The 13,323-nt window shown below is 59.2% G+C and carries 12 protein-coding genes; 7 read left to right on the top strand and 5 right to left on the bottom strand.

The window, feature by feature from the left end; all coding sequences use genetic code 11:
• The coding region (locus GGR20_RS18505) for a hypothetical protein (RefSeq protein WP_210283249.1) at positions 1-280 on the top strand (280 nt) is incomplete at its 5' end.
• 85 nt (positions 281-365) lie between these two features.
• Here the strand turns inward: GGR20_RS18505 and GGR20_RS18135 are convergent.
• Positions 366-1,712, bottom strand: coding sequence for a sigma-54-dependent transcriptional regulator (locus tag GGR20_RS18135; protein WP_183312769.1), 1,347 nt, complete (start codon positions 1,710-1,712; stop codon positions 366-368).
• Positions 1,709-3,574 (bottom strand): ATP-binding protein, encoded by a 1,866-nt coding sequence (locus GGR20_RS19175; RefSeq protein WP_183312768.1) that lies wholly within the window; start codon positions 3,572-3,574, stop codon positions 1,709-1,711. The genes GGR20_RS18135 and GGR20_RS19175 overlap by 4 nt, the downstream gene beginning before the upstream one ends.
• A 196-nt stretch (positions 3,575-3,770) precedes the next feature.
• On the opposite strand from GGR20_RS19175, the gene GGR20_RS18125 reads away from it, so the two are divergent.
• From GGR20_RS18125 to GGR20_RS18115, 3 genes are all read left to right on the top strand, one after another.
• Entirely contained in the window at positions 3,771-4,754 is a 984-nt protein-coding gene (locus GGR20_RS18125) for a tripartite tricarboxylate transporter substrate-binding protein (protein ID WP_183312767.1), read from the top strand.
• Between the two features lie 72 nt (positions 4,755-4,826).
• On the top strand, positions 4,827-5,288 hold the full coding sequence (locus tag GGR20_RS18120; protein WP_183312766.1) for a tripartite tricarboxylate transporter TctB family protein: 462 nt from the start codon (positions 4,827-4,829) through the stop codon (positions 5,286-5,288).
• Positions 5,289-5,298: 10 nt separating this feature from the next.
• Entirely contained in the window at positions 5,299-6,804 is a 1,506-nt protein-coding gene (locus tag GGR20_RS18115) for a tripartite tricarboxylate transporter permease (protein ID WP_183312765.1), read from the top strand.
• A 259-nt stretch (positions 6,805-7,063) separates the two neighbouring features.
• Here the strand turns inward: GGR20_RS18115 and GGR20_RS18110 are convergent, their stop codons facing one another.
• Complete coding sequence (locus tag GGR20_RS18110; RefSeq protein WP_253560409.1) at positions 7,064-7,612, bottom strand: dienelactone hydrolase family protein; 549 nt, start codon at positions 7,610-7,612, stop codon at positions 7,064-7,066.
• Positions 7,613-7,993: 381 nt separating this feature from the next.
• Between GGR20_RS18110 and trhA the strand changes: the two genes are divergently transcribed.
• Complete coding sequence (gene trhA, locus GGR20_RS18105; protein ID WP_183312763.1) at positions 7,994-8,644, top strand: PAQR family membrane homeostasis protein TrhA; 651 nt, start codon at positions 7,994-7,996, stop codon at positions 8,642-8,644.
• A 318-nt stretch (positions 8,645-8,962) separates the two neighbouring features.
• Positions 8,963-10,051 carry a sensor histidine kinase gene (locus tag GGR20_RS18100; protein ID WP_183312762.1) on the top strand — a complete coding sequence of 363 codons (1,089 nt, stop codon included), beginning with the start codon at positions 8,963-8,965 and terminating at the stop codon, positions 10,049-10,051.
• Here the strand turns inward: GGR20_RS18100 and GGR20_RS18095 are convergent.
• Positions 10,017-10,436, bottom strand: coding sequence for a BLUF domain-containing protein (locus GGR20_RS18095; protein ID WP_183312761.1), 420 nt, complete (start codon positions 10,434-10,436; stop codon positions 10,017-10,019). The two genes, GGR20_RS18100 and GGR20_RS18095, sit on opposite strands and share 35 nt — an antisense overlap.
• On the bottom strand, positions 10,403-12,121 hold the full coding sequence (locus GGR20_RS18090) for a GGDEF domain-containing phosphodiesterase (protein WP_183312760.1): 1,719 nt from the start codon (positions 12,119-12,121) through the stop codon (positions 10,403-10,405). The genes GGR20_RS18095 and GGR20_RS18090 overlap by 34 nt, the downstream gene beginning before the upstream one ends.
• A gap of 253 nt (positions 12,122-12,374) precedes the next feature.
• Between GGR20_RS18090 and GGR20_RS19170 the strand changes: the two genes are divergently transcribed.
• Positions 12,375-13,025, top strand: a complete 651-nt coding sequence (locus GGR20_RS19170) for a response regulator (protein WP_183312759.1) — start codon at positions 12,375-12,377, stop codon at positions 13,023-13,025.
• Positions 13,026-13,323: the final 298 nt, after the last annotated feature.

Here is a 13,323-nt window from a genome sequence, read left to right as displayed (position 1 = left end):
TCAGCCTGCCAGGCATAGCCCGCTGATCAGCCCGGCCCATGCCGGAAAAGCCTCGAGGCCCAGCCTCAGCTACACCACGCTATGGGACACGATCCAAAACTTCGCCACCGTGATGCTCAAGACGCAGCAGAAGGGGCGTTTGGATTTGGTGCCAGCATCCACATCGCGAAGTCATCTTCCCGGCGAGCCCGCCCTTGCATGGGAACAGATTTCAGTTAGCTGGTCACGCAAAGCTGCTGCCGGATTTTGTTGCAGATCGACTGCAGGGCAAGCAAGGTAGAATGCGGCCACTTGGAGATGGTTCAGGCCGATCCCGTGTGCCACTCGATCACCCCGGCGCTTGCTGCAGATTGAATAGCCCCGGCTTACCGCCGGATGCCGAGACGATTCATCTTTTCGCTCAGGGTGCGGCGCGGCAGCTGCAGGGCTTCGGCCGTGGCGGCGATAGCATTTTCGTGTCGACCTAGTTCCGCTTCGATGAGATGCTTCTCGTAGGCAGCCACGCATTCGGCCAGACTTGCACCGACGCTGCTGCAGGCTTCTTGGCCTAGTATGTTGCCAATCGAACGGCCTGTTGCGCCCAAGCCAAGGGCATAGCGGTCAGCGGCTGCCTTTAATTCACGCACATTGCCCGGCCAGTTATGAGTCAGCAGCGCATCGATATCTGCCGGGTGTAGGGCGGGCGCGCCTCGACCAAAACGACGCGCGGCGTCGGCCAGAAAGTAGTGGAAGAGGAAAACGCAGTCATCGCCGCGGTCGCGCAGGGGTGGCAGGTCGAGCGTAGCCATATTGAGCCGATAGTAGAGATCGGCGCGGAAACGACCGGCCAAACTCTCGGCTTTGAGATCGACCTTGGAGGCAGCCACGATGCGCAGATCGAGCCGAATCTGCCTGTTGGAGCCGAGCCGTTCCACCACCCGTTCCTGAATTACGCGAAGCACCTTGGCCTGGGCGAGCAGGGGCATGGACTCGATCTCGTCGAGCAACAGGGTGCCGCCATGGGCGTATTCGAACTTGCCGATCCGCTGGCCCGAGGCGCCAGTGAAGGAGCCGGATTCGTGACCGAACAGCTCGCTTTCGATCAGCTCGGCGGGGATGGCGGCGCAGTTGACGGCAACGAATGGGCCTTTGGCGCGAGGGGAAAAATCGTGGAGGCAGCGCGCGACGACCTCCTTGCCGGTACCCGTTTCACCCAGGAGAATGACGTCGGCGGGAATGGGCGCCAGATCCCGCACGGCCCGGCGCAGGGCCCGCATGGCGGGCGAGGTGCCGATGAGGCGTGCGGCCAGCTCGTTTTCACCGCCGTCCAGTTGGCGGCGCAGAGCGGCCAGCTCGCGCTTGAGCCTGGCCTGCTCGGCAGCACGGGTGATGGCGTTGACCAGTTGATCGGGCACATAGGGTTTCTGCAGGAAATCGAAGGCACCGGCACGCATGGCCTCGACAGCCATGGGCACGTCGCCATGGCCGGTGATGAGAATGACCTCGGTCGGCAGGCCGCGCTCGGCAATCGAACGCAGGAGATCAAGACCCGACAGGCCGGGCATGCGGACATCGGTCAGCACCACATGGGGATGGCTGTCGTCGATGCCGGCTAGGGCCTCCTCGGCGTTGGCAGCAGTGGCCGTGACAAAGCCGGACAGGCGCAGCCATTGTTCAAGCGCGGTGCGCATCATTTCTTCGTCGTCGACGATGAGAACGAGTGGTTCGGTCATGCAGATGCTCGTGCGGCGACGGTGTGCGCCAGGGAAAGAGAAATGGTGAAGGTGCTGCCCTGACCCGGTCTGGAGCGGACGGTGATCGTACCGCCGCTGTCGCGGACCAGGCCAAAGGAAATTGCCAGGCCCAGGCCCAGCCCCTGACCGGCAGGCTTGGTGGTGAAGAAGGGGTCGAAGAGATTGGGAATCTCGGCTGGCGCGATGCCGATGCCGGTATCGGCGATGGCGATTTCAGCGTGGCCGGCATTCTGGCTGACGCCGATGGAGAGAATGCGCGCCGGCGTGTCCTGCATGGCGTCGGCGGCATTAGCGATCAGATTGATCAGCACTTGTTCGAGATGCACCGGATTGGCGCCGACATGGATCGGCGGACGCGGGCGGCGATATTCGATGTCGATACCGACCTGGCGCAGGCGATGGTCGGTGAGTTCAAGTGCATTGGCGATGACGGTACCGATATCGGCCTGCATGGGCTCGCGGGTCTGCTTGCGCGCAAAGGTCTTGAGGTGTCCGGTCAAGGTGGCGAGGCGTTCGACGACCTTCTCCATGGCCAAAAGAACCGGGCCCATTTCACTGCCACCCCGGCGCTGATCGAGCAGCCAGGCGCTGGCCAGATGGGTTGCCAGAGCCGCCACGGGCTGGCTGATCTCATGGGCGACACCCGCGAGGGCCTGTCCGAGGCTGGCCATCTTGGCGGCCTGGATCAGATGTTCGCGGGCATCGCTTTCGGCCTTCTCGGCCCGTACGCGTTCGGCAATTTCGGCCCGTAATTGTTCGTTGGTGGTGTGCAAATCCTCGGTGCGCTCGGCCACGCGCAATTCGAGCTGGTTGTGATCAGCCAGACGCTGGGCGACGAGCCGGCGGCGCTGTTCGAACAAGATGATGATGAGCAAAATGGCGGCGCAGGCCAGGGCGGCGGCGGTAGCCATGGTAACGGCGCTGCCATAGAGCGGGGTCAGGGGCGAAAAGGAGAGGATGCGCCAGCCATACTTGGGCAGACGCAATTCCTGCAGCACGAAATAGCCCGAGGTTTCCGGATCGGTGCCTGCCAGGAGAGCGAATCCGGCTCCACGGGAGTGCCAGCGATCTGTCATGATGCCGCGGTTTTCGACGCCGTTCTCGCCATAGCGCTGCTGGCGCGAGATCGCCTGGAACTCGGTCAGGGGGATTGTTTCGAGCGGCCGATAGCGCCAGTCCGGGCGCGTGGAAAGAATGACGACGTCGTTGAGGTCGACAATGCCGATCAACTCGCCCGATCGCCACCAATTGGCTTCGATCTCCCCCAGGTTGATCTTAATGACCGCGACACCCAAGGGCCCGTCCGGCCCTTCGACGCGCTGCGAGAGAAACAGGCCGGGCACCCGGGTGGACATGCCGAAGGCGTAGTATTCGGCGCGGCCGCGCACCATAGCGTCGGCGAAATAGGGGCGGAAAGAGTAGTTCGTGCCAACCAGGCTGGTGAGTGTCCACCAATTGCTCGCTGCAACCACGGCGCCCGTGCTGTCCATGAGAAAAATTTCGCTGGCGCCTGCAGTTTCGTTGATCTGGCTGAGGAAGCCATTGGCCGCTTCGATGGCGGCTGTGCTGTCTGGATTTTCCAGCACCAGGCGCGTTTCCCGGGCCTGGGAAATGGCGACGGGCAGGTAATGATAGCGCTCGATGATGGCTTCAAGTGTCCTATCGAACAGTGCAAGGCGCCGTTGCGCCTGCTCCTCCGCATCACGCACGGCAGCCGACAGGGTCAGCTCGAATGCGACCCAGAAGACAATGGCCACGATGGAAAGTCCGGCCGCGCCTATGGCGAGTTGCCGCCCCCCCGCGATGCTGCCTATCCGTGTGGCGATGGCGCGTCCTCCCACCCGTTATCGCGGGCGCTGGCAAGAAATTGCCGGAGTTCAGGCGGGCGCCCGGCAATTTCTTGCCCAAATCGTTACCACGATCCCACAGGATTGCATATCTGCGTTGCGAATTTCACTTGGCACAGGGTTTGCAAGACCGGGGCAGGCCCGAGGAGGACCTCTCGGGCCCGGGACAATTTGGGAGGATATCAAGAAGATGAAAACTGTCGTGAAGATGCTTGCCGCAAGCCTGGTCGCCGGATCGGCGTTTAGCGTGGCCGCCGTTATGGCGCAGGACTACCCGACCCAGCCGGTCACCATCGTCGTGCCGTTCTCGGCAGGCGGTCCGACCGACACGGTGACGCGACTGGTGGCGGCGGCCATGAGCGAAGATCTTGGGCAGCAGGTGGTGGTGCAGAATGTGGGTGGGGCCGGTGGCACGCTGGGTGCCGGTCAGGTCGCTGCTGCGGCCAATGACGGCTACACGCTGCTGCTGCACCATATCGGGATGTCTACCGCACCGGCGCTCTATGCCAGCCTGCCCTATGATCCAATGACCGACTTTGCGCCGATCGGCCTGGTTACCGAGGTGCCCATGACCATGGTGGCGCGCAAGGATTTCGAGCCAGCAACGCTTGAAGACCTGATCGCCTATGTGAAGGAAAACGGCGAGAACGTAACGTACGCTAATGCTGGTATCGGCGCGGCGAGCCAGCTCTGCGGCCTGCTGTTTCAGGATGCGCTGGAAACCAAGCTGACCGAAGTGCCCTATCAGGGAACTGGCCCGGCCATGACCGATCTGCTTGGCGGCCAGATCGACATGATGTGCGACCAGACCACCAATACCACCAGCCAAATCCAGGCCGGCGAGATCAAGGCCTATGCCGTGACCACGCCGGAGCGCATTGCCGTGCTGCCAGACGTGCCGACCATGGCCGAGGGTGGCGTAGAAAACTTCAATCTCTCGATCTGGCATGGCCTCTATGCACCGGCCGGCACCGATCCTGCGATCGTCGAGCGCCTGACTCAGGCTCTGCAGGCCGCTTTGGCCGATGAGACGGTGGGCAACAGCTTTGCCGAACTGGGCACCTATCCTGTGCCGGCCAGCGAAGCCACGCCCGAAGCGCTTGCTGAAAAGCTCGAAGGCCAGACGGCACTCTGGGCCGAGGTTATCGCGGCCGCAGGCGTATCCGCACAGTAATGCAGAGGGCGCCGCGGCAAGAGCAGCGGCGCCACCACCCTGCGGAGCAGCGGGACAAACGGGGGGAGATGCATGGCACTCAACGCGTCGCGAAACGACCTGGCATCGGGGGCGATCTTCATCGCATTTGGCACCTATTTTGCGCTGGAAGCGCTACGCTATGATTTCGGAACGCCATTTCGCATGGGCCCTGGCTTCATGCCGGTGGTGCTCGGGGGTATCCTGATTGCGCTGGGCATAGTGGTGGCCGCCAAAGGTATGGGCAAGCCTGATGAAGAGGCGGCGCCGCCATGGCCATTCCGCGGCATCGTGCTTGTACTGGGCACAATCCTGTTTTTTGCGGCGACCATTCGCGGGCTGGGCTTCATCCCGGTGGTGCTGATAGCCGGTTTTGCCACAGCCCTGTCTTCGAGCCGGAACACCTGGCTTTCAGCACTGATCATCTCGGCCGGCTTGTGCGCGCTGTGTCTTCTCATCTTCGTGGTCGGGCTGGGCATGATTGTGCCGCTGGTCGGCCCCTGGCTGCGATTCTAGGAGCGAGACCATGGACCTATTCGCTTCGCTCGGACTCGGCTTTTCGGTCGCTCTGGATCCGGTCAATATTCTTTACTGCTTCATTGGCGTGCTGCTGGGCACGCTGGTCGGCGTGCTGCCTGGGATCGGACCCACGGCGACCATCGCCATGCTCCTGCCCATAACCTTCTCGCTGAATCCGGAAACGGCCCTCATCATGCTGGCCGGCATTTACTACGGTGCTCAATATGGTGGTTCAACCACGGCGATCCTGATCAATCTGCCGGGCGAAAGTTCTGCGGCGGTGACCGCGATCGACGGCTATCAGATGGCCCGACAGGGCCGCGCCGGACCGGCGCTGGCGGCGGCCGCACTCGGTTCGTTCTTTGCCGGCTCGGTCGCGACCTTCCTCCTCGCTGCCTTTGCGCCACCGCTGGCGCGGGCCGCGCTCAATTTCGGGGCGCCGGAATATTTCTCGCTGATCGTACTAGGGTTACTGGTCTCCATTGCCCTGGCGCATGGCTCGATCATCAAGGCATTGGGCATGATCGTGCTGGGCCTGCTGCTGGGCATGGTGGGTCAGGACATCTATACCGGCACGCCGCGCTTCACCTTCGGGCTCCGGGAACTGTTCGGCGGGCTCAACTTCGTGGCCGTGGCCGTGGGCGTGTTCGGTATCGCCGAAATCCTGCGCAACCTTGAAAACGAACATGAGCGCGAGGTGGGCGTCAAAGCGGTCAAGAACCTCTGGCTCACGCGAGACGATCTGCGGCGCATTATCATGCCGGTGCTGCGTGGGACCGGACTTGGCTCCATCCTGGGTGTTCTCCCCGGCGGCGGTCATATCCTTTCGGCCTTTGCGTCATACTCGGCGGAGAAACGCCTGTCGAAAAATCCAGGCGAATTTGGCAAGGGTGCTATCGAGGGCGTGGCTGGTCCAGAATCGGCGAACAACGCGGCCGCGCAAACCTCCTTTATTCCGCTGATGACGCTGGGCATTCCGGCCCATCCGGTGATGGCGCTGATGATCGGGGCGTTTATTCTTCAGGGCATCACGCCCGGCCCCAACGTGATTAACGAGCAGCCGGCACTGTTCTGGGGCATCATTGCCTCGATGTGGATCGGCAATCTGCTGCTGGTGGTCCTTAATCTGCCGCTGGTGGGGTTGTGGGTGAAGATGCTGTCCATTCCCTATCGTGTGCTATTCCCTGCGATTGTGCTGTTCGCCTGTATCGGCACGTTCTCGATCAACCAAAATGTCTACGACATCTACGCCATCGCCTTCTTCGGCATTGTGGGCTACCTGCTGATCCGCTTCGGCTGCGAACCGGCACCACTTCTGCTGGGCTTCGTGCTGGGGCCGCTGCTCGAGGAGCATTTGCGGCGGGCCATGATCATTTCGCGCGGCGATCCGATGATTTTCATCGAGCGACCCATCTCCGCAACGCTTCTGATCATGGCCCTGGCGGCGGTGCTCGTCGCAGTGCTGCCATCGATCCGCAGAAGGCGTGCTGAAGTCTTCGTCGAGGACGATTAGGGGGAAATCAGAACTGTTGAGGCGGCCTTGTCGAGCGACAGTCCTTTCTGGCAAAATTCCACTGAACTCTGACATATCCTTACACTGCTGGCTCCGCTTACTGGGGACCTACCGCAACGCGCCCCAGTCCTGCCGTTCAAGCAGCAGTAGAGTCTTCCAGAAAGCTGTCGATCTACTCTGTGGTTGCGCAAATGCCGACAGCGGCGCGGGGCGAGCTGTTGGTCGTGCCGGCCTTGCCCGGCAAGCAACCCCCTCTTGACTAGAGACCCTTGAGAAAGGCCCGAGAGCGATCAAGGCAGAGCTTGGCGGCGCCTTCATTGTAGTCGTCGAGGCTAGAATCTAGAAAATAATGGCCTGCGCCATCGTAGCGATGCATATCGAGGTTCGCCTCACCCTTCTGGGCGACCCAGTCGGCGAAATATTCTTCATCATCAAATGGGTCGGGCCGCGCGATGTGCACCGAAATAGGCAGCGCGGGAGTCGGCGGCAACATCCACTCCGCAATGCCGGCAAACAAAATTGCGCCGGCCATTTGCGGACGATCGGTCCAAAATTCACCGGTCAACGACGCACCGAATGACACGCCCGAGAGCACGGCTTCAGGTGGCGCCGCTTTTACCGCGACTTGGGCGCGTTCCATGATTGCCTTCGTCCCAACGGACTTGCGGAGCGCAAAGGCGTCATCATAGTTGTCGGCCGATTTTCCGGCAAAAAGGTCAGGGAGCGTGACGGTATGGCCGTCAGCCTGAAATGCGGCGGCGATGGCGTGTTCTACGGGCCGAAGGCCGAGGATAGAATGAAACAGCACTATATGGACCAAAGACCATCCTCCGATTCAACGACTCGCTTATCCGCTCAGTCAATCTGCGCCAAATAGGGCAAACTGACACGACATTCTGGCAACGTTGCTACAAGTTGCCGTGTCGACTTGGGTGCACGGAAATGAGTTGGCGCCCTTGACCGTCTGCGGTAGCTGCAGCCACTGGTGTTCCGTTGGCACAGGCTTCCTGATAGGGCGAGCTTACCGACGAGGGAGATATGGCGCCAGCTTGACAACCTCCGGATCTTTCGGCGGCATGGTGAGGTTGCAAGGCATTGAACCGCCCAATCACTTAGCTGGGACTTCGTCGCATCGTCGTCCCATGCTCCCTATATGTAGCAAAACCTGCACAATACCAGCCGAGGCTTAATGGCAGCGCTCCCCCATTATCCAAGCGACAAGGCGCGCACCGCCGACTTGGTTGTCCATTTGCTTGGCCTCTCCCTTGCCATTCTGGGCGGCAGCATCCTGCTCTGGATGGGCATTCAGGATCCAGCTCCTGGCAAGCTCGCCGTCATCTTGATTTATTCGCTTGGCGCGGTGTGCATGTTCGGGTTCTCCACCGCCTATAACTTCGCGCCAGCGGAATGGAAGCCAATCCTGCGCAGGCTCGACCACATCGGTATCTTCCTGATGATCGCGGCGACATATACGCCGTTTACCGCGTATTTGCTCTCGGGCACCTGGGCTTGGTCGCTGACGACAAGCCTATGGCTGCTGGCCGGTCTGGGAATTGTCGGCAAGATCTTCCTCCCTCCGATTAGTCAGAAAATATGGGTGCCTATCTATCTAGGCCTGGCGTGGATTGGGGCCATCGCAGCAGTTCCCCTTGCGAACATGACGTCAGGGGTAGTGCTGTGGCTTCTCGCCATGGGCGGTCTGTTGTATTCAGCTGGAGTTCTCTTCTACACCAATAAGCGACTGCAATTCGCCAAAGCCATCTGGCACGGTCACGTGGTGGCCGCGGCAGCGACACATTGGGCGGCCGTAATGGCGGGACTGTTTATAGCCCGCGCCTGAATGCCGCGGCCAACCGAGCGGCACCGCGTTGAAGCCTACAGTTGCGATATGGCGCGTGTCACTCAACAATTGCGGCTCCAACCGCGGAACACGGTGGATGCGGCCCATTGAGGTCATTCGACACTGAGTTGGCGAGTTCCTGTTCGTTGCATCCCCACTGCACGGTTGACCTGCGCGAGGGGCTGGATCGAAGCTTCTCTGCACCCTCCGCTTCGACAATCCCTTGGGAACCGCCAACTAGAGAAGGCGAGAAATCCTGAAACATTTTTCAACGGAAGCCGTTCGAAGTAGGTGAGCCTCTGAGGACGGAGAAGCACCATGGACTTCGACACCTTGTCTGGGCATGTATTTCGAGTGAGCGGTCGGGTTCCGTGGAAATGCACTGATGATGGTGTAATTGTTGAAGTGGGCCGCTCAGATTGGTCACTTCAGCCCGGTACAGTGTGGAAGGATGCCGCTCATCCAGCCGACATTCATCGCGAACTTCCGAAATGGAAGCTCGCGGCCCGGGAAATGGCGAGTTATTCGGGTAGTCTGAGGATTAGAACCACCCGCAGCTTTCGCTGGTGCTACCTTGAGGCGTTTCCGGCACTCGAGGCAGACGGTGCGCGCGCATGGTATGGGTTCCTGAGCCATTGCGATGATGTGCAGCTACCCCCCAGCCTTCCAGAGTCCCAAATGCGTTTTCGTCAAATGGAGAACATTTCGGCTATGGGCGCTATGGCCTCTGTCATCACTCACGAGCTCAACCAACCGATGCTGGCAATCTCTCAATATGCCGGTGGGCTAAAGCAATTGCTCGAAGACGACGATTTCGATCTCGCCGAGGTTCGAGACGGAGTGAATTCGCTTCAGGAGGGGGCGGAACGAGCAGGAGAGATTCTACGGCGGGTTCGCGAGCTTGTCCGGCGAGGAGCGGTTCAGCGTGAAAACGTCTCCGTGTTCGAGTTGCTCCGAACGACGGTGTCGCTTGTGCAGCATATCTTCGGCCTTAGCATCAACCCAGCGATAACCGTGGCGAAGGATCTTCCGCCCGTCTATGCCGACCCGGTTCAGATTCAGCAGGTGCTGATCAACCTCATTCGAAACGCTTTCGAAGCAAGCGAAGCACCACCCAAAATCAAAATCACCGCCACGCTCTTCAGCAGCGATTGCTGCGAGGTGGCCGTGGTCGACGAGGGGCCCGGAATCGCTGCGGGGGACGACACAAATCTTTTTCAGCCGTTCGCCTCTAGCAAGACAAATGGGATGGGAATCGGGCTATCGATCTGCCGCAGCGTGGTGGAGGCTCATAACGGACGTATTTGGTACGAGCCGGCGATCGGCGGCGGTACAGCGATTAAATTCACGCTCCCGATCGCCCAAGAAGATGTCAATTCTTCAAGTGCCCGAACTCTTGCAGGATAGCGAGAAGCTTGTGAACGCCTGCCGAGCTTCCGGTCTTCAAGGAGCTCATAGCCTGGCGAACTGCAGTGTCCAGGTACACCGAGGGTTGAACATATGCCAACCATTGCTTCGCACTGCGCCCGCTAATCTTCCCCTGCGAGAGGGTCGTCACGTCTCGATGGCGATCGTCGGTTTCAATCGCTTGTCGGAGCTCGCGCAATTCTTTCGGCGCTCCCTCAAGATATTGGGTGAAGTGGGCACCGGTAAAAAGAAGAACCCCCGTGACCGCGAGTCTTTCGTTCTTGAGTTGCGCCGCTGTGACAAGGTCATTCAGCGCTGAAGGGAGCGTTTCTTCAAGCAGTTGACTGGTGCTTACGTAGCTCCAAAACTCGAGTGCGTCTGCCAAGTAGGTGCCTCTTTCGCCACTATTTCGGCCTCATCTGGGTCTACGGCCGGGCTGAAGAGATAGCCCTGTCCAATGGGACATCCAAGCCCCTTTAAAAGTTCAAATTGTTCATAGTTCTCAATCCCCTCAGCGACGACCTCAAGGCCAAGATCGGATGCCAAACCGATGAGCCCTTTGACTATCGACACTGATTCCGCGCGATGCTCCATCCCTGTGATAAATGCGCGATCAATCTTGATAGCAGCTATCGGGTAACGCTGTAGATGAGAGATTGAGGCGTATCCTGTACCGAAGTCATCCAGAGTAAGCTTTAGTCCGTGCTTACTCAACCTCTCCAGCGCCTGACCAACCGTGTCGTTGTCATCATCCAAAAGGACACGTTCCGTAATTTCGACCTCTACCATCTCTGCAGGCAACCCTGCAGCGTTGATACGATCAATTAGAACCGAAGCAAAGTCAGGCTGCTGAAAGTCCAACTGTGAGAAGTTGATCGCCACCGGTATCAGCAGGCCCTTGGATCTCCAGTTTTCTGCAATCCGAAGTGTCTCACTGAGGATCACCTCATTCAATCTGCGTCCGACATGGACGGTTTCGAATGCCTCGGCTATCGAGCCTGCGTTCTGAACCGCGCCGTCGGGCCCTGTCCACCTCAGCAATGCTTCAAAGCCTACCAGCTTTTGGGTGGCCAAGTGCACCTTCGGCTGAAAGTATGGAAATATGCGTCCCTCGCTTAGCGCCCGATCCGCAATAGCAATTGCCGAGGCACGCTTTTGCATCGCGTTCCTCATCTCGCCTGTGAACCCTATAGCAGCCCCCGTTTTTTGACGTAACGACTGTTGGTAGGCGATCTCAGCTTCGCGCAATAGACATTCGACGCTGCGCGATACCGATGAGTTCTGACTGTGCCCGCCACTGACAACGAAACGCACGGTCGCTCCATCGTTCGTCTGCACGCTTCCAAGCTGCGCCAACTCAATGGTGTCGATGCTCAGGAACTGACTAGATTTCCCGTAGACGACTCCAAACTGGTCATCGCCGAGCCGGGCGACCAAGTCGGGCGGAGGGTGGAGTTGGGTAAGCTGATCATGAAGTGCTGTGACGACCTGTTCACCAAACTCGTAGCCATGGTCAATCTGGAACCGAGCCAGATCGTCTATAGCCAGTATCGCCACGCCGAATTCTTCATTACGACGCCTGGCCTGCAGGCGTTTGGCAGCAGTTAGAAAACCAAGCCTGCCAACTATATCTCGCGTCGGCGGCCGAGAGCGTGGCCGTGATGCCAAGGCTACGCCGACCGCTACAACCATTCTGTCAGAATGCAGCGGGACCAGAGAGGCCATGAAAGTTTCCCCAGTCTTTGCAAAAGCCAATTCGAGCTGAGAAGGTACTCCTTCCAACGCAAGTTCGAAAACGTGCTTCGCTTTGTTTGGATCACTCCAGATATCGACCCAATAATCTCCGTTCGAGATGCTTCTTTGCCGCCTGGAAGCATGACAGTGCGTAACTCGACCAAACTCATCCAGCACCAAATGTAAAAGTGGCGGTTTCCCGCCGCTAATTTTCTCTGTTTGCGTGGGAAATTTCAGCAGTTTGCCAGAAGGAGACGACGCCAACATAATTACACCACAATATCGAGGTTTTTCCCCACGCTTCGCTCTGGCCTGCTGTAGTGTATCTGGGGGCATTCGCGCTTTGGATCCTTGCTTGCAAGGACGCGCCACGAAGCGAAATAGAGCGAAAAGGAAAACCGGGGTCGCAACAGATCTGTGCTCTTCCGGCGCTCCAGCGTTTTGGCCATTTTGACGGACCTACAAGTTACCCCGTAATTGAGGCATGCGCGCTGGCCAATACTCAATACCGTCCCCGCACGGTAGCGGGAATTAACCCTTCGTTAGTCTAATCGACCGACGTTTGAAGCCATCTTTCAAGGATCATTAAGTGGAACTCGGAACTACCGTCTACGTCGTAGACGACGATAATTTAGTGCGTCGGTCCTGCGTATTTTCTTTGAGAGCATACGGTTTCAATCCAATTGCTTTCAGCAGCGGCTCAGAATTTCTAGCTGTCGCAGGAACCATGGAGCCAGGATGTGTCCTGCTCGATCTGCGCATGCCCGGACTCGACGGACTTGAGACTATTACGCGGCTGAACGCCCTCAACACCGCCCATCAGGTCATTCTGATGACGGCGCATGGGGATGTCGCCAGCGCGGTTACCGCTATGAAACTCGGCGCTATTGATTTCTTGGAGAAACCATTCAGCGAGAAGCTGCTGCTCGAGATGCTCGCAGGGTGCCGAGCTACATTACAGCGCCGAAAGCTAGAGGAACGAGATCGAAAAGATTGCTTCGACCTCCTGCAGAAATTGTCGACGCGCGAACGTCAGGTGCTGGAGCTTACGGCCGAGGGTCTGGTGAACAAAGAGATAGCGCGGCTGCTCGACTTGAGCGTGCGAACCGTCGAGATGTACCGGGCCAACGTGAAGAGCAAAGCCGGGGTAAAGAACCTTCAAACGGCGATCCAGCTAGTTTCGAGAGTGAGGCAATATAGGCCGGCCGCATTCGAGGACCTGATGCGCTCGGCCAGCTAAGCTCGGCAGCGGTGCCGGTGTTGCTCTACCACGTTCGGTGTTGTTACTGCGGCGCTGCCGTTCCGTCCGCTTGGACCTAGTTGTCAGCTTGAGCAGACTGTCAGCAAACGGCCCCGCTTATGGCGCTGCCGTGGAGAATCGCGGGGCAGTGGCTTCCATAACCCGCCGGGCAGGTGGGCGCGTCATTCAAGACATCCAAGTATTTTGTGCAGTTCCTGAAAGCTGCCATCCCGAAAGGCCCGGTGGACGGCCCATGTGCGCATTAGCAAAAGCTTAAGTGAATTACACGGCGGATCGT

This window comes from Devosia subaequoris (assembly GCF_014197055.1).
In the GTDB taxonomy this organism is placed as follows: domain Bacteria; phylum Pseudomonadota; class Alphaproteobacteria; order Rhizobiales; family Devosiaceae; genus Devosia; species Devosia subaequoris.
Note: the sequence above shows the minus strand (reverse complement) of the source record. Positions and strands in the feature narration are given on the sequence as shown.

Excerpts from the sequence above, each read along its gene's own strand:
- GGR20_RS18135 (WP_183312769.1), bottom strand. The coding sequence starts at position 1,712 with ATGACCGAACCACTCGTTCTCATCGTCGACGACGAAGAAATGATGCGC.
- GGR20_RS18125 (WP_183312767.1), top strand. The coding sequence starts at position 3,771 with ATGAAAACTGTCGTGAAGATGCTTGCCGCAAGCCTGGTCGCCGGATCG.
- GGR20_RS18120 (WP_183312766.1), top strand. The coding sequence starts at position 4,827 with ATGGCACTCAACGCGTCGCGAAACGACCTGGCATCGGGGGCGATCTTC.
- GGR20_RS18115 (WP_183312765.1), top strand. The coding sequence starts at position 5,299 with ATGGACCTATTCGCTTCGCTCGGACTCGGCTTTTCGGTCGCTCTGGAT.
- trhA (WP_183312763.1), top strand. The coding sequence starts at position 7,994 with ATGGCAGCGCTCCCCCATTATCCAAGCGACAAGGCGCGCACCGCCGAC.
- GGR20_RS18100 (WP_183312762.1), top strand. The coding sequence starts at position 8,963 with ATGGACTTCGACACCTTGTCTGGGCATGTATTTCGAGTGAGCGGTCGG.
- GGR20_RS18090 (WP_183312760.1), bottom strand. The coding sequence starts at position 12,121 with ATGCCCCCAGATACACTACAGCAGGCCAGAGCGAAGCGTGGGGAAAAA.